Origin of the sequence: Vibrio sp. Hal054 (assembly GCF_037162405.1) — a bacterium.
Classification (GTDB): Bacteria; Pseudomonadota; Gammaproteobacteria; order Enterobacterales; family Vibrionaceae; genus Vibrio; species Vibrio diazotrophicus.
Genome location: NZ_JARLUT010000001.1, coordinates 15,047 through 31,485, shown reverse-complemented (window position 1 = coordinate 31,485; position 16,439 = coordinate 15,047). Strand labels below are relative to the sequence as shown.

The 16,439-nt window shown below is 44.0% G+C and carries 13 protein-coding genes and 1 pseudogene; 8 read left to right on the top strand and 6 right to left on the bottom strand.

What is annotated here, in order from left to right; translation table 11 throughout:
* Positions 1–8: 8 nt before the first annotated feature.
* Positions 9–878 carry a type II secretion system protein GspC gene (gene gspC / locus P4S58_RS00130; RefSeq protein WP_102962804.1) on the bottom strand — a complete coding sequence of 290 codons (870 nt, stop codon included), beginning with the start codon at positions 876–878 and terminating at the stop codon, positions 9–11.
* 253 nt (positions 879–1,131) lie between these two features.
* Between gspC and hslR the strand changes: the two genes are divergently transcribed.
* From hslR to P4S58_RS00110, 4 genes are all read left to right on the top strand, one after another.
* Complete coding sequence (hslR, locus tag P4S58_RS00125; protein WP_042484817.1) at positions 1,132–1,518, top strand: ribosome-associated heat shock protein Hsp15; 387 nt, start codon at positions 1,132–1,134, stop codon at positions 1,516–1,518.
* Between the two features lie 18 nt (positions 1,519–1,536).
* The gene (gene hslO, locus P4S58_RS00120; RefSeq protein ID WP_042484815.1) at positions 1,537–2,427 is read left to right on the top strand and encodes an Hsp33 family molecular chaperone HslO; all 891 of its coding nucleotides are present in this window, start codon (positions 1,537–1,539) and stop codon (positions 2,425–2,427) included.
* A gap of 338 nt (positions 2,428–2,765) precedes the next feature.
* Entirely contained in the window at positions 2,766–4,394 is a 1,629-nt protein-coding gene (gene pckA, locus P4S58_RS00115; protein WP_102962803.1) for a phosphoenolpyruvate carboxykinase (ATP), read from the top strand.
* Between the two features lie 124 nt (positions 4,395–4,518).
* Positions 4,519–6,396, top strand: a complete 1,878-nt coding sequence (locus tag P4S58_RS00110) for an AsmA family protein (RefSeq protein WP_102962802.1) — start codon at positions 4,519–4,521, stop codon at positions 6,394–6,396.
* A gap of 9 nt (positions 6,397–6,405) precedes the next feature.
* On the opposite strand, the gene P4S58_RS00105 is transcribed toward P4S58_RS00110, so the two are convergent.
* The 5 genes and pseudogenes from P4S58_RS00105 to typA all read right to left on the bottom strand — a co-directional run bounded on the left by P4S58_RS00105 (position 6,406) and on the right by typA (position 11,253).
* Positions 6,406–7,335 carry a bifunctional GNAT family N-acetyltransferase/hotdog fold thioesterase gene (locus P4S58_RS00105; protein WP_102953915.1) on the bottom strand — a complete coding sequence of 310 codons (930 nt, stop codon included), beginning with the start codon at positions 7,333–7,335 and terminating at the stop codon, positions 6,406–6,408.
* Between the two features lie 18 nt (positions 7,336–7,353).
* On the bottom strand, positions 7,354–7,788 hold the full coding sequence (gene dtd / locus P4S58_RS00100) for a D-aminoacyl-tRNA deacylase (protein WP_042484802.1): 435 nt from the start codon (positions 7,786–7,788) through the stop codon (positions 7,354–7,356).
* Positions 7,760–8,613, bottom strand: a pseudogene (locus P4S58_RS00095) (virulence factor BrkB family protein). Before P4S58_RS00095 ends, dtd begins: the two are co-directional and overlap by 29 nt.
* Positions 8,614–8,817: 204 nt before the next feature.
* Entirely contained in the window at positions 8,818–9,345 is a 528-nt protein-coding gene (locus tag P4S58_RS00090; protein WP_042484793.1) for an AAA family ATPase, read from the bottom strand.
* A gap of 84 nt (positions 9,346–9,429) precedes the next feature.
* On the bottom strand, positions 9,430–11,253 hold the full coding sequence (typA, locus tag P4S58_RS00085; RefSeq protein WP_042484791.1) for a translational GTPase TypA: 1,824 nt from the start codon (positions 11,251–11,253) through the stop codon (positions 9,430–9,432).
* Between the two features lie 502 nt (positions 11,254–11,755).
* On the opposite strand from typA, the gene glnA reads away from it, so the two are divergent.
* The 4 genes from glnA to glnG all read left to right on the top strand — a co-directional run bounded on the left by glnA (position 11,756) and on the right by glnG (position 16,425).
* Positions 11,756–13,165 carry a glutamate--ammonia ligase gene (gene glnA, locus P4S58_RS00080; protein WP_102953912.1) on the top strand — a complete coding sequence of 470 codons (1,410 nt, stop codon included), beginning with the start codon at positions 11,756–11,758 and terminating at the stop codon, positions 13,163–13,165.
* A gap of 121 nt (positions 13,166–13,286) precedes the next feature.
* Complete coding sequence (locus tag P4S58_RS00075; protein WP_102962801.1) at positions 13,287–13,799, top strand: DUF4124 domain-containing protein; 513 nt, start codon at positions 13,287–13,289, stop codon at positions 13,797–13,799.
* A gap of 135 nt (positions 13,800–13,934) precedes the next feature.
* Positions 13,935–14,981: a nitrogen regulation protein NR(II) gene (gene glnL, locus P4S58_RS00070; RefSeq protein WP_180980127.1), complete on the top strand. Its 1,047-nt coding sequence runs from the start codon at positions 13,935–13,937 to the stop codon at positions 14,979–14,981.
* A gap of 40 nt (positions 14,982–15,021) precedes the next feature.
* On the top strand, positions 15,022–16,425 hold the full coding sequence (glnG, locus tag P4S58_RS00065) for a nitrogen regulation protein NR(I) (RefSeq protein ID WP_042484779.1): 1,404 nt from the start codon (positions 15,022–15,024) through the stop codon (positions 16,423–16,425).
* Positions 16,426–16,439: the final 14 nt, after the last annotated feature.

Below are 16,439 nucleotides of genomic sequence, written 5' to 3'. Positions count from 1 at the left end.
CATCAGTCTTACAATTGTATATAGATATCATGCTGTTGACCGTCACGAAGAACTGACAGATTAATCTCTGTCATCTCTGACACCGCAGATGCTAATTCATTCATTACTTCTGGTTTGGTTAGGTCAAACCCGTTAAATTCAATCGCTATATCACCATCTTGCAAGCCAACAGACTCAAATAACGCCGTGTCTCTACCCGGACTAACTCGGTACCCGACGATGGTATCGTCTTCTTTTACTTGAGAAAGACGAACATATTGGAAAATTTCTTGTGGATTCTTGAGAATGGCTTCACGAATCGCATCCAGTTTGTCTTCACTTTGTCTTACATCATTGGTTGCCGGACGTTGAGCTCTAGGTTGGTTAGTACTGGAAGCCGAATTTCTCGCTGAGTAATCAATACCATCCAACATCAGAGTTTCATCTCGACCTGAATTGTCGATAATGACGCGATCAACAAATACTGCTTTTAGTTTTGCCCTTGTGCCTTCTATAACCTCGTTAATTCCGTAGGTCGACTGAGCACCTCGGTTTGCAATAACAGCCAAATTTTTGTTTACATCGCTGCTTGCCACAACACCAACAAGGACTAGGTTTAAACGAGTTTTTGGTGCATCGACAACTTTCGGCGTATCAACCACAGGTGTTGATTCTGAATACAGGCCAAACAGGCTGCCGGTTTGCAAAGTGCTAATATCAATAGTGCTAGATTTGGTTTGAGCGGAACCGACATTGGAAGGATTCCAAGCAGAGATAAGAGCTGGCTCGCTTTGAAGCGTCCAGACCATTTTTCCCAGCATCCATGCAGAAGCAGAAAGCAATACAAGAGTGAAGAAGACACTGGCTGGGTTCTGCCATTGAGAGATATTTTTCAACATATTAATTTGCCACGCAGTCGAAATTTAATTTGCTTAACTGCATTCTTCTCGCTTTCCTTGATTAATCATTTGATTTTATTAAATCCCTACCCGCTACCGCCGAATAAACAGCAGTCGAACAATATAACATTAAACAACAGAGCATGTTTTTTTCTATTATTAAATTTTCGATTCGGTTGAAAATATGATGCTTAAGCACCACTTTATTCCCAATCGAAGAGTAAAGAGCATTGATTAGAGGTCATTAAACGAAATGAGTTCCACTAACGAAGAAGTTCGGCTCGATAAATGGCTTTGGGCCGCGAGATTTTATAAAACTCGTTCAGTTGCACGAAATATGGTCGATGGTGGCAAAGTTCATTATAATGGCCAACGTTCAAAACCAAGCAAGATTGTCGAGCTTGGTGCAGTGATAACCCTGCGCCAAGGTCAAGAAGAAAAAACCGTTACCATTGACAGGATTTCGGATCAAAGGCGCGGTGCACCGGAAGCGCAAACCCTCTATTCAGAAACGCCTGAGAGTATAGAAAAACGTGAGCGTCAAGCGTTAGCACGCAAGCTAAATGCTCACAACCCAAGCCCAGATCGCCGCCCAGATAAAAAACAGCGTCGAGATCTTCTAAAATTTAAACATCAGTAAATAGCCGGATTATTCCTTATGACTACAAGCGCAAAGGCGACCAACGTATTAAATCGCTACCTATTTGAAGACTTATCAGTACGCGGTGAGCTCGTACAGCTAGATAAAGCGTACCAACAAATTATCACTAGCAAGGAATACCCAGCGCCTATCCAAACTCTGTTGGGCGAGCTACTGGTAGCCACTACTCTGTTAACCGCAACACTAAAATTTGAAGGCTCAATTACCATGCAACTGCAAGGTAATGGTCCTGTATCTTTAGCGGTAATCAATGGCGACAATAACCAACGCATCCGTGGTGTTGCGCGCTGGGAAGGCGACATCGCCGACGACGCTGGTTTACACGATTTGATGGGTAAAGGTCATCTGGTCATTACCATCGAACCGAAAAAAGGCGAACGTTACCAAGGTGTGGTAGGTCTTGAAGGTGACAACATCGCTCAAGTGATTGAGAACTACTTCTTGCGCTCTGAGCAGTTAAAAACACGTTTGTGGATTCGCACGGGCGAGCATGAAGGCAAACGTCATGCTGCTGGTATGCTGCTGCAAGTCGTTCCAGACGGCACTGGTTCACCAGAAGATTTTGAGCACTTAGAGCAACTAACAAATACAGTGAAAAACGAAGAGCTTTTCACTCTTGAAGCGAACGAGTTGCTATACCGCCTATACAACCAAGAACAAGTGAAATTGTTTGAACCTCAAGAAGTTGAGTTCCTTTGTGGTTGTTCGCGTGATCGTAGCGGTGCGGCTATTGTGACTATCTCCCGAGATGAAATAAACGACATTTTGGCAGAAGAAGGATCGGTTTCTTTACATTGTGATTACTGTGGTACAACGTATTCTTTCGATTCAGCGCAAGTCGCTGAGTTGTACTCACAAGCACAAAGTGACTCAAAAACGCTGCATTAATTCACTAGGATTAACAAGCACATCATTCTCCCGCAAGAGCCAGCCTAACGCTGGCTTTTTTTGTGATCAAAACCCAATAAAATCAAGGCTCGCAAGCGCCGTACAGCATACTTAATTTCTAAAAATTATTAACGATTTCCTCTGGTATCTCTTGCCAACTACAAGATAAAATACTCTGGCTAAGATATGTGACGAGTTACCTAAAACCATAGGAAATAAGTGGGTATTTTTTGAACTATCTCCCTGTTTTCCCCCCAGCCCGTTGATAGCATGGTTAGCAGATAACAATTAAAAACATTATTACAAAATCCCTACAAAAATCCTTATAAGGAGCACCTATGACCGTTATGGAACATACAAAGGCTGCACAATTAGACCTAACCCAATACGGAATTACCAACGTAACTGAAGTCATACACAACCCAAGTTATGAAACGTTATTCGCTGAAGAAACACGCTCAGATTTAGAAGGCTACGAGAAAGGCGTAGTTACTGAACTGGGAGCAGTCGCAGTAGACACTGGTATCTTTACTGGTCGTTCACCTAAAGATAAGTTTATCGTTAAAGATGACACCACGCGTGACACGCTATGGTGGACATCAGAACAAGCGAAAAACGATAACAAACCAATCAGCCAAGAAATTTGGAATGACTTGAAAGCTCAAGTAAACCAACAGCTTTCTGGCAAACGTCTGTTCGTATTTGACGGTTATTGTGGCGCTAACGCTGATACGCGTTTATGTGTGCGCTTTATTACTGAAGTAGCTTGGCAAGCACACTTCGTGAAAAACATGTTCATCCGCCCAAGCGATGAAGAATTAGCGAACTTCAAACCTGATTTCGTTGTCATGAATGGTGCTAAGTGCACCAACACCAAATGGCAAGAACATGGTCTGAACTCTGAAAACTTCACTGTGTTTAACCTAACTGAAAAAATGCAACTTATCGGCGGTACTTGGTACGGCGGTGAGATGAAGAAAGGTATGTTCGCAATGATGAACTATTTCCTTCCTCTTCAAGGCATCGCGTCTATGCACTGTTCTGCGAACATGGGTAAAGATGGCGACGTAGCGATTTTCTTTGGTCTATCTGGCACAGGTAAAACCACGCTTTCTACCGACCCTAAACGTGCATTGATTGGTGATGACGAACACGGCTGGGATGATGACGGTGTTTTCAACTTCGAAGGCGGCTGCTACGCGAAAACTATCAAGCTTTCTAAAGAAGCAGAACCAGATATCTACAACGCAATTCGTCGTGACGCTCTACTAGAAAACGTGACTGTTCGTACCGATGGCTCTATCGACTTTGATGACGGTTCGAAAACCGAAAATACTCGTGTTTCTTACCCTATCTATCATATCGATAACATCGTTAAACCAGTTTCAAAAGGCGGCCACGCGAATAAAGTTATCTTCTTGTCAGCGGATGCGTTCGGTGTACTACCACCTGTATCTAAATTGACTCCAGAACAAACCAAATACCACTTCTTGTCAGGCTTCACTGCGAAACTAGCAGGTACTGAACGTGGTATTACCGAACCAACACCAACGTTCTCTGCTTGTTTCGGCGCGGCGTTCCTAACGCTACACCCAACTAAGTATGCAGAAGTACTGGTAAAACGTATGGAAGCAGTAGGCGCTGAAGCTTACCTCGTGAATACAGGTTGGAACGGTTCAGGCAAACGTATCTCAATTCAAGATACTCGCGGCATTATTGATGCTATTTTGGATGGTTCTATTGAAGAGGCAGAAACTAAACATGTGCCGATTTTCAATTTAGAAATTCCAACCGCACTGCCTGGCGTTGATCCTTCAATTTTAGATCCGCGTGATACTTACGTTGACCCTCTACAATGGGAAAGCAAAGCAAAAGATCTTGCTACTCGCTTCATCAACAACTTCGATAAGTACACAGACAATGCAGAAGGTAAATCACTAGTCGCAGCGGGTCCGCAACTAGACTAAAACGGTCACCTCAGCATTTGACGTTTAAAAACTTAGCAAGCCCCTATTTTTAGGGGCTTTTTTGTTGAAGCGAATCGATATTTGATCAAAGCTGTTAGCTTGTTCCGTTTAGCCGATACAAACCATGAAAAAGCTGTTAGCACTAGGGATTGGAGTTATAGCCTTACTACTTACGTTAACGTTGGTGGTATTTGGTGTTATGCACACCCGCTATTTTACCCCTTCAGCGCAATGGTTAACTCAACAGTTATGGCCGGACAAGCTCTCATTTTCTGAGCTCGATTACGCATATCCAGCTCACTTCACCTTACACAACGTCAGTATTGAGACGAAAGAACAACCACTCTCTTTTTCCAAAGTTGATATCTGGCTAAACGAAAAGCTGATCAAAAAAGACAAGCTCGTCATTGATAGTTTGTTGCTCGATGGTGCGAACTTTTCTCAAGGTCTGCCGTCTTCAGACTTCCTTCAAAACCTACAGTTGAACCAACTTGCGCTGCACAATGTGGACTTCTCGCATCAAGGGCTAATTGCCCGAGGTGTTAACCTTCAGGTGAAACACCCTCAATGGAGAGACCACGAACAGCTACTGCCTTATGGTGAATTTCAGCTTTCCGCAGATCAGTTTTATTGGGATGGTGAAGCTTTCGACAAAGTTTTGATTGATGCAGATTACAAAGCGAATGACAGCACAGTTTATGGCGCATCATTTAAATGGCGAGGCGCGGATTTTTCAGGTCAAGCTGAACAGTTTGATTCGGGATGGTCATTGATTAACACCACCGTCAGCCACTTAAAGCTACCAGAATCATTAAGCAGCACGGCAGATAAACTGTGGCAACAAGCGATCAAATACATCACACATATCAACAGTCTGGATATTCTTAACAGTCAGATCACGGTCGCTGGCTTTGAACTTGAAAACACTGCCGCTTCGTTAGAGAACTTCTCTCTCACTCAATCTGTCTGGCAACAAGATAAAGGTTACTTATCATTAAACGCTGATTCGATTTCATGGAAAGGCCTACAATGGGTCGAACCAAGTATCAAACTCGATTTTTCTGACCAAACCATTTCGATCAGCGATTTTTCAACCGAAGTTTTACAAGGTAGTGTTCAGTTATCAGGCACCGTGACACCAACCAGTATCCACTTGAAACAGCTTAATGCGAGAGGCATTAAATGGTTTGCTGAAACACAGCAAGATTTAGCTTGGGTACCAGAACAATGGCCACAGCTCAATGAGCTTGCCATAGATAACTTGGCTATCAATAATCTGCAACTGATTCAGCTTATCAGCAAACCTTTCTGGCAACTGTCCGGATTAACCATTGAAGGAACAAATACTCATCTGGTTAAAAACGCTCAGTGGGGCTTGTGGGACGGAAAACTATCTGTCAGTGCTAATAGCGCAAGCATTGGAGAGCTGGTGAGCACTCAAGGTGTCATTGAAATGCACAGTGATAACGGTAAATGGCAACTCGATAGAACTTTTATTCCGCTTGAAAAAGGATATCTAGAAGCAAACGCTAATTGGGATTTCACTCAGCCCAGCGCACCTTGGTCTTTGACGGCGCATGCTGATGGTTTGCCATTTGCTCTTATAAACCACTTCGTCAAACTGCCAGTAAAAATCGACGCAATTACTGAGTTTGACATCAATGCTGAAGGGTTGGCAGGTGACTATTCCATGCTTTCCCACTCTATCACTGGGGAACTGAATGGTAGTATGCGTGACGGCATTATCGTTCTGAAAACTCCAGACTCACTGGTTGTTCAGCCGTTTGACGTTGATAACCTTAAACTGACTGCCGACAGAGGCCGTATCAGCCTCGCGAAAACGCCGTTGAAAGGATTTGGTCTGAAAGCAGATATTGTTGCCCAACTTGATTTGGTTTCACCTCAAGAAGGGCAATTTAGCATTGATGTAACTCAGGGATGTGAGAAAGTCAGCTACGATTTGATCAGAAATACACAACAACGACTGCCTTGCCCCAACTAAAGCACGGCGTTAACTCGCACCCGCTTTTGTTAGGATCTCTTGATAGTTCGGGATAAGCATGTAGGTTCCAACGAAAGCTACAGCGTCAACATCACCACTTGATATGTTCACATTCACCACGATTCGGGCTTTACGGCCAGACGCTAAACGGTCCAAGTCACCACTGATGCCGTCTAAGGATGTGGAAGCAACTGGATTATGCACCACGGGGTGACGATAGCGAATATTGCTATCTACCAGCACAATATCACCTTCTAGACCACGTTCACGCATCAACAACCACGCCATTCCCCAGCCAGTCAGCGTTGCTAACGTAAAGGCAGAACCAGCAAACATAGTATTGTGTGGATTGAGGTTCGGGTTTATCTGCGCGCAGCATTGAAACTGATAGCCAGTATATTGCTGAATTTTGATGCCCATTTTATCGCTGATCGGGATTTGCGTTGCCCAGCGTTCCTGTAGCTCTGTACACCATTCAGGCTTGCGTAACACATTCGCCATTGGATCAAGATGTTTCACCATCTGTTGATGGCGAACAGGCCCACGCTCATCACTCAGTTCACCACGACGTTCAAAGTCGTTTCTTTCATAAAATGAAATCGCGTCCTCACGAGCATTACATACCAGACGCTTTGCCCCTTCCTGACGCGCGAGCGACTCTAGAGCGACTAATACTAGTGAGCCCATCCCTTTGTTGCGGCGACTCGCTTTCACTGCCATATAGCGAATCTGACCTTCACTGTCTGGAGTAATGTATAAACGGCCGATTGCGATAGGTCTTCCTCTACCATCAACAATCATGCGGTGATGACTCATAGGATCATATTCATCGCGCTCTGAGCCGATAGGCATTCGCCAAGGCTCACGCAACATCTGCCAGCGGAAGTGGTAATACTTATTGAGCTGATTATCCGTAGTCGGCGTAATAAGTTTAAACATAGATTCCGTTCCTAAACATTATACCTGCAACCAGAATGTCACAGGACCATCGTTGACCAGTGAGACTTTCATGTCTGCCGCAAAGCGTCCTCGCTCCGTTGGCAATACTTCTTCACATAAGTCAGAAAAGTAATTATACAGACGCTCTGCATCTTGTGGATGAGCACCACGAGAAAACCCCGCTCGCGTCCCTTTTTTTGTATCAGCGGGCAGAGTGAATTGAGAAACAACCAACACGCTGCCACCCACATCTTTCACACTTAAATTCATTTTGCCAGCTTGGTCTTCGAATACTCGGTAGGAAGTCACGCGCTCCATCAAACGCTTAGCTTTTGCTTCGTCATCTTCACGTTCAACACCAAGTAATACCAATAAACCTTTTTCAATTTCACCGACGACTTCACCGTCGACGCGTACTGCAGCCTCACTTACTCGTTGAATCAACGCTATCACTGGAATTCTCTTCCTTGTCACTCTTTGAAAGGGCATTCGAGTTTATCACGTCTTCTTCCTCACTCCAGCACTCACGCTCACCCAAAGCTGCCGTGACTTCTGCACCGATCAAGACAATCATCCAACACAGGTATATCCAGACAAAAAGAATGGGTATCGCTGCCAACGCCCCATAAATAAGCTGATATGAGGGGAAATGGGTAATATAGGCGGCAAAGGCTTTCTTACTCAGTTCAAAGAGAATGGCAGCGGCCAGCGCTCCAACAAGAGAATGATAAATATAGACCTTTTTATTCGGAACCAGTAAGTACAAGCCAGCAAAAGCGAAAAAGAAAGCAGGAACGGCAGCCAACGCAAAAACAGGTTGTAAACGCCAACCAGAGCCTCGCTATCAATAATTTTCAACGAAGTGATATAAGACGTCATCGCAATACTCGCGCCCAGTAGAAGAGGCCCCAGCGTCAAAATCATCCAGTACATAGAAAAAGAAAAAACGACACGTCGTTTATTTCTCACCCGCCATATGTAGTTCAAGTTTTTATCTATGTTGGAAATCAGCATTAAAGCAGCCACAAACAGAAATACACCACCAACAGCTGTCATTTTCGCCGTATTGGTAATGAACTCTGATAGCGCAGTGCGTACCGCTAAGCCAGCAGCGGGAACAAAGTGTTCAATCACAAAATCTTGCAGAGTTTCACCCACATTAGAGAAGATCTCAAATGACGACATGATAGAGAGTGAAACTGTGAACATCGGCACGATGGAAAGCAAAGTAATATACGCCAGATACCCTGCGTTAACATTCACACGGTCATGTTTCATTCTTAAAACTAAATATCGGCCAAATGCATAGGTTTGTTTGACCGAGTGCTGTAAGTCCAATTGCACTCTCCTGACTATTTTTACCCGGACAAACTCACGATGTGAGAGTTTGTATGTCTGTAACGTACTAATTTTAATAGAGTGGAACTCAACTTGCTTAGTTCAAGGTTAACTTTGATAGATAAACCAAACAATGTTCCCTGATCAGGTTGTTGAAATATTATTCAAGACAAATTCAACTCGTTCGTTGACCGTCTTAAACGGAACTTCAATACAGCTGTAACCAAACTGTTGATAAATGTCCACCAGCCTGTAATGAATATCTAAAGCCTCCTCAAAAGGATAAGGACGAATTTCATCCTGAACATAGATATCTTGGTGAGGGCAACAAACAAAAACCTTACGGAAGTATCCCTTGCTTTCCAATAAATACTGTTTGTCAGGCTCTATTCCAGCACCTTTCAAATATCCACATATATCCGGTATAGCTCTATCCAAGAAGGCGATGGAATGTTCACTCGCTTTACTCTTTTGCTGTTTCATAACTTCAAAACATAAAGCGGCGAACCCAGACATATTTTCCCATGGAAGAATGCCATCTTTTAACTGGCTTTGCTGCTCAATCAAATCACGAGAAGATTCCTGAAAAGTTGTAAATCCTCTATCTGACAAAGCGTTGATCAGCGTTGTCTTACCTGCGCCGGGACCGCCCGTGATAATCACTGGAAACATAATAAATGCCTCACTATTTAGATACAAAAAACCCCTAGCTTACACAGCTAGGGGCCTTTAAAAACGTTAACCGAATAGGGTTAATTAACCGCGAGATGCACGTTTACGATCGTTTTCCGTTAGGTGACGCTTACGGATACGGATGCTCTCTGGTGTTACTTCCACTAGTTCATCATCATCAATGAATTCTAGAGCTTGTTCTAGAGTAAACTTGATAGCTGGAGTCAGAACTTGAGCTTCATCAGTACCAGATGCACGTACGTTAGTTAGCTGTTTACCTTTCAAACAGTTAACTGTCAGGTCATTTGAACGGTTATGGATACCAATTACTTGACCTTCGTACACTTCGTCAGCGTGCTCTGTAAATAGACGACCACGCTCTTGAAGGTTAAATAGCGCATAAGTCAATGCTTTACCAGTAGCATTTGAAATCAATACACCGTTTACACGCTGACCAATTTCGCCGCCTTTGTGCGGTGCGTAATGATCAAACGTATGGTAAAGAAGACCTGAACCAGATGTTAGCGTTAGAAACTCTGTTTGGAAACCAATCAGACCACGAGAAGGCATCATGAAGTCAAGACGCACACGGCCTTTACCGTCTGGAGACATGTCTTTCAGTTCGCCTTTACGCATACCGATTTTCTCCATGATACCGCCTTGGTGTTCTTCTTGAACGTCGATAGTCACAGTTTCAAACGGTTCCATTAGCTGACCATTTTCTTCTTTCAGAATTACTTCTGGACGAGATACAGCAAGCTCAAAACCTTCACGACGCATGTTCTCGATAAGAATTGACAGGTGAAGCTCACCACGGCCAGAAACACGGAATTTATCTGGATCGTCTGTTTGCTCAACACGTAGTGCTACGTTGTGAACCAATTCTTTTTCAAGACGCTCAAGAATGTTACGTGAAGTTACGAACTTACCTTCTTTACCAGCAAACGGAGAAGTGTTTACTTGGAAAGTCATGGTTACCGTTGGTTCGTCAACGCTTAGCGGTGGAAGTGCTTCTACCGTGTTCACGTCACAGATGGTATCTGAAATCTTAAGTTCGCCAAGACCAGTGATCGCAACGATGTCACCAGCAGTTGCTTGCTCAGTTTCAGAACGTTGTAGACCTAGGTAGCCAAGAACTGTACCTACTTTACCGTTACGTTTCTTACCATCAGCACCAACTACTGTTACTTGTTGGTTTGGTTTTACCGTACCGCGAGTTACACGACCAACACCGATTACACCTACGTATGAGCTGTAATCAAGCTGAGAGATCTGCATTTGCAATGCGCCAGCAGGGTCAACTTGTGGTGGTTCTACGTTGTCTACGATAGCTTGGAACAATGGTTCCATGTTCTCGCCAGTTACGCCTTCTTCCAGAGTCGCCCAACCGTTAAGAGCTGAAGCGTAAACCACTTGGAAATCTAGCTGCTCATCACTTGCACCTAGGTTATCAAATAGGTCAAAAACTTGGTCCATTACCCAATCAGGACGAGCACCTGGACGGTCGATTTTGTTGATAACAACGATTGGCTTCAAACCGTGAGCAAACGCTTTTTGCGTTACGAAACGAGTTTGTGGCATAGGGCCGTCAACAGCGTCAACGATCAAACATACGCAGTCAACCATTGACATAATACGTTCAACTTCACCGCCGAAGTCCGCGTGTCCCGGAGTATCTACGATGTTGATACGGTAGTCGTTCCAGTTAATTGCTGTGTTCTTAGCAAGAATTGTAATACCGCGTTCTTTTTCGATATCGTTCGAGTCCATGACTCGCTCTTCGATGTCACCGCGTGATTCTAACGTACCCGATTGTTGGAGTAGTTTATCAACAAGAGTCGTTTTACCGTGGTCAACGTGCGCGATGATCGCGATATTTCTTAATTTATCTATCTGTGGAGTAGCCATGGAGTTTGCTTCACTTATATACACAAAATAGCCCGCCTTTATGGGATATAAAAACGTAGCCTTAATTTGGTTCAAAAAACGGGCAATAATGTACCAGATTTTGACGAAAAACCTAGGAATATGTGATCTATCACGCTGATTTTCACTCTATAGAGCCTAGTCGTTAATCTGATTTAAAACAAACAGTGACAAATTATAGTTAATTACACTTAAAAAAATTGAGTGAATCATTGTGTGAATAGTGTACGCTTTGATAGAAATTGGTGCACTGCACAAGCAGTTGCACCATTTCAGTTCATTAAAGGATCTTTTTGGTGCAACAGTAAGCACCAAAAAAACATAATGCAAGTAATGCATTGATTTATATAGGCTAAAATGTTTGGCACGAATATCGCAAGCATGTGACCAACATCGATTAAGATGGGTTTAAGCACTGATTGATGCAAGAAACTAATTTTGATTCGAGCCCAAATCGCTTTATTAACACTGGAGGTTATCCGAGATGTCAGTAGAAAACGTACTATCGCTGATTCAAGAAAACGAAGTTAAGTTTGTGGACCTACGTTTCACAGATACAAAAGGTAAAGAGCAACACATTTCGATTCCTGCTCACCAAATCGATGCAGACTTCTTCGAAGATGGCAAAATGTTCGATGGTTCATCAGTTGCTGGCTGGAAAGGCATCAATGAATCTGACATGGTGATGATGCCTGATGCTGCATCTGCTGTGTTAGACCCATTTACAGAAGAATCAACGCTAAACATCCGTTGTGACATCCTAGAACCTGCAACAATGCAAGGTTACGACCGCGACCCTCGTTCTATCGCTAAACGCGCTGAAGAGTACATGCGTTCAACTGGTATCGCAGACACAGTTCTTGTTGGTCCAGAGCCAGAATTCTTCCTATTTGACGATGTTAAGTTCTCAACTGACATGTCTGGTTCTTTCTTCAAGATCGATGACGTAGAAGCTGCGTGGAACACTGGTTCTGATTACGAAGATGGTAACAAAGGTCACCGTCCAGGCGTTAAAGGTGGTTACTTCCCAGTAGCTCCAGTGGATTCATCTCAAGATCTTCGTTCTGCTATGTGTCTAATCATGGAAGAAATGGGCCTTGTTGTTGAAGCTCACCACCATGAAGTTGCAACTGCGGGTCAGAACGAAATCGCAACTCGTTTCAACACGCTAACAGCAAAAGCTGACGAAATTCAAATCTACAAGTACGTTGTTCACAACGTAGCTCACGCGTTTGGTAAAACAGCGACTTTCATGCCTAAACCACTCGTTGGCGACAACGGTTCTGGTATGCACGTTCACCAATCTCTAGCGAAAGACGGTGTTAACCTATTCGCAGGCGACAAGTACGGCGGCCTATCTGAAATGGCGCTTTACTATATCGGTGGTATCATCAAACACGCTCGTGCACTGAACGCGTTGACTAACCCAGCAACTAACTCGTACAAACGTTTGGTTCCTCACTACGAAGCGCCAGTTATGCTTGCTTACTCAGCACGTAACCGTTCTGCGTCTATCCGTATCCCAGTGGTACCAAGCCCTAAAGCTCGTCGTATCGAAGTTCGCTTCCCAGATCCAGCAGCAAACCCATACTTAGCATTCGCAGCAATGCTGATGGCTGGTCTTGACGGTATTAAGAACAAGATCCACCCAGGCGAAGCTATGGATAAAGACTTGTACGACCTACCAGCAGAAGAAGAAGCAGAGATTCCAAAAGTTGCAGAGTCTCTACAACAAGCTCTGCAATGTCTAGATCAAGACCGTGAGTTCCTAACTGCTGGCGGTGTATTCTCTGATGACTTCATCAACTCTTACATCGAGCTGAAGACTAAAGACGTACAACGTGTGAACGTAGCCGTTCACCCACTAGAGTTCGAACTGTACTACTCAGTATAAGAATTCGCTTTCACGATATATCAGGCTCGCCTCGCAGGCGGGCCTTTTTTCTATTCTCAGATACGAATTTCTCATTAGCATAATCAGCACCATTTGATTCCACTTCGTATCGGAGTTCACATTGAAAAACGCTCTACTTCTATTTTTTCTGCTGAGTATAAGTAACTCAGCAATAAGCCAAGAGATCTACACTTGGTTAGACGACAACGGTGTACAGCATTTCAGTGATACCCCAGAACCAAAAGCAACGCCTCTCGCAATATCGAGTTTCAAAACTCCCAATAACGCCCCCTTATTAACCGCGGCTAACCCCCCAAAACCTCAAAGCATTGAGAAAACCTTAACACCACTCAGTATCAGTATCTTGTCGCCCAGTGATGGTGAAACCATTCGCAGCAATGCAGGCAACATAAGCATCACTATCGGCTTAAACAGAGAACTAACTGACCCCGAACAGCTACAATTGTTGATGAATGGACAGCCAATTAGTGCACCTAGCACCAAAACAGTGTGGCATCTAAAAAACATCGAGCGAGGCACTCATCACTTTTCAATTCAGGCAGTTGGAAGCGGCAAGGTTATTGCATCTACCTCTGGAGTAACGGTGTATCTTCATCGGGCGTCCGTGAATTAGTCGATAAGCCACTAATTAGCCTGATATCACAAAGAGTTTTTCTTTTTCTTTGCATACCGTTGCGCCATACTTGACATTTCAATGCACCAAAAAGGTGCGTTGCATTATTTTGGAACACGGACAAGGAAAAAAACTGTGAATGCAGAACTGAGTCACACCATTTTAAACAACGTCGTTACGGCCACTTTAATGTTGGACGAATTGTTGTGCGTACGTTTTGCAAACCCAGCAGCCGAGCAACTGTTCTCACAAAGCGCCAAACGTATTACCAACCAACCACTTTCCAAGCTGATTCAACACGCATCAATGGATTTAGCATTACTGACTCAACCTTTGCAAAGTGGCCAGAGCATTACTGATAGTGACGTGACTTTTGTTGTCGACGGTAAACCATTGATGCTTGAAGTGACGGTTAGCCCAATGTCGTGGGAAAAAGAGTTGTATTTGTTAGTCGAAATGCGCCGTATTGGTCAGCAAAGACGCCTAACTCAAGAACTCAACCAACATGCACAGCAACAAGCCGCCAAATTACTGGTTCGCGGATTGGCTCATGAAATTAAGAACCCTCTAGGCGGGTTACGAGGCGCTGCGCAGCTTTTAGAGCGAATGTTGCCCGATCAAAGCCTCACCGAATATACCCAAATTATTATTGAACAAGCTGATCGCCTGAGGGCTCTGGTAGACCGATTACTGGGTCCGCAAAAACCGGGCAAAAAGAAATCGGAAAACCTGCACCTTATTTTGGAAAAGGTTCGTCAGCTTGTTGAACTCGAAGGTGGGCCTGAATTAGTCATCGAACGTGACTATGACCCAAGCCTACCTGACATCGTGATGGACACAGACCAAATTGAACAAGCACTGCTTAATATCGTCAGTAATGCAGCACAAATCTTATCTAATCAAAAACATCAACAAATCACGCTGCGTACCAGAACCGTTCATCAAGCAACTATTCAAGGCCAACGACATAAGTTAGTGGCCAGAATAGAGATTACAGACAATGGTCCGGGCATTCCTATGGAACTGCAAGACACCTTGTTCTACCCGATGGTCAGTGGACGCGAAGGCGGTACCGGTCTAGGGCTATCAATCTCTCAAAACCTGATCGACCAGCATAATGGAAAAATCGAAGTAGAAAGCTGGCCAGGCAGAACCACATTCACCATTTATTTACCAATTTAGACACATTAGTCACAAGATTTGCTGCTAAGGAATTAAAACTATGAGTAAAGGATACGTATGGGTTGTCGATGACGACAGTTCTATCCGCTGGGTTATGGAAAAGACTCTTTCATCAGCCAATATCAAATGTGAAACCTTTTCCGATGCCGAAAGCGTTTTAATGGCGTTAGAGCGAGAAACACCTGATGTGTTAGTTTCCGATATTCGTATGCCGGGGATTGACGGCATCGAGTTACTCAACCAAGTACATTCACGTTCACCAGAACTGCCCGTCATCATCATGACCGCTCACTCTGATTTGGACGCGGCGGTTAACGCCTACCAAAAAGGCGCATTTGAATATTTACCAAAACCGTTTGATGTGGATGAAACGCTTACTCTGGTTGAACGAGCCATTGCGCACGGCCAAGAGCAACGTAAAGAACAATCAAAACAACTAGAGCAGTCATATGATTCACCAGAAATCATTGGTGAAGCTCCGGCTATGCAGGAAGTGTTTCGCGCTATCGGTCGCTTGTCTCGTTCTTCCATCTCTGTATTGATTAACGGTGAATCCGGTACGGGTAAAGAGCTGGTCGCGCATGCTCTGCATCGTCACAGTCCTCGCGCTCAAAAACCATTTATCGCTCTAAACATGGCTGCGATTCCTAAAGATTTGATTGAATCTGAGCTCTTTGGTCACGAAAAAGGTGCCTTTACAGGGGCAAACAACGTGCGCCAAGGCCGATTCGAGCAAGCAAACGGCGGTACACTGTTCCTTGATGAAATCGGTGACATGCCACTCGATATTCAGACTCGTTTATTACGGGTATTGGCAGATGGTCAGTTCTACCGTGTGGGTGGTCACTCAGCGATAAAGGTTGATGTACGTATCGTAGCTGCGACTCACCAGAACTTAGAAAAACTGGTTCACCAAGGTAAGTTTCGTGAAGACTTGTTCCATCGTTTGAATGTAATACGTATTCAAATTCCATCTTTACGTGAACGCCGTCAAGATATCGAGAAGCTCACTCAACATTTCCTCGCACTTGCCGCTAAAGAACTTGGTGTCGAGATGAAAACTCTTCATCCTAAAGCTGTAGAAATCCTTAACCGTCTAGATTGGCCGGGTAACGTTCGCCAACTAGAAAACATGTGTCGTTGGTTAACGGTCATGGCAAGCGGTTCAGAGGTTCTGCCAAGTGATCTTCCATCAGAATTGATTTCAGAGAAGAAGAGTGTCGATTTTGAAAATGACACCAGTTGGCAAAAGCAGTTGGAGTCGTGGGCTAAATCAGCATTGGCATCGGGAGAAACGGAAATTCTTTCGTACGCATTACCTGAATTCGAACGTATACTTCTAGAAGCAGCACTACATCATACGAATGGTCATAAACAAGATGCTGCAAAAGTACTAGGCTGGGGTCGTAACACGCTTACAAGGAAACTCAAAGAACTGTACTGATTTTATTTTTATCA

What these genes read in the sequence shown, in the direction of transcription:
- gspC (WP_102962804.1), bottom strand. Translation starts at nt 878, where the DNA reads ATGTTGAAAAATATCTCTCAATGGCAGAACCCAGCCAGTGTCTTCTTC.
- hslR (WP_042484817.1), top strand. Translation starts at nt 1,132, where the DNA reads ATGAGTTCCACTAACGAAGAAGTTCGGCTCGATAAATGGCTTTGGGCC.
- hslO (WP_042484815.1), top strand. Translation starts at nt 1,537, where the DNA reads ATGACTACAAGCGCAAAGGCGACCAACGTATTAAATCGCTACCTATTT.
- pckA (WP_102962803.1), top strand. Translation starts at nt 2,766, where the DNA reads ATGACCGTTATGGAACATACAAAGGCTGCACAATTAGACCTAACCCAA.
- P4S58_RS00110 (WP_102962802.1), top strand. Translation starts at nt 4,519, where the DNA reads ATGAAAAAGCTGTTAGCACTAGGGATTGGAGTTATAGCCTTACTACTT.
- P4S58_RS00105 (WP_102953915.1), bottom strand. Translation starts at nt 7,335, where the DNA reads ATGTTTAAACTTATTACGCCGACTACGGATAATCAGCTCAATAAGTAT.
- P4S58_RS00090 (WP_042484793.1), bottom strand. Translation starts at nt 9,345, where the DNA reads ATGTTTCCAGTGATTATCACGGGCGGTCCCGGCGCAGGTAAGACAACG.
- typA (WP_042484791.1), bottom strand. Translation starts at nt 11,253, where the DNA reads ATGGCTACTCCACAGATAGATAAATTAAGAAATATCGCGATCATCGCG.
- glnA (WP_102953912.1), top strand. Translation starts at nt 11,756, where the DNA reads ATGTCAGTAGAAAACGTACTATCGCTGATTCAAGAAAACGAAGTTAAG.
- glnG (WP_042484779.1), top strand. Translation starts at nt 15,022, where the DNA reads ATGAGTAAAGGATACGTATGGGTTGTCGATGACGACAGTTCTATCCGC.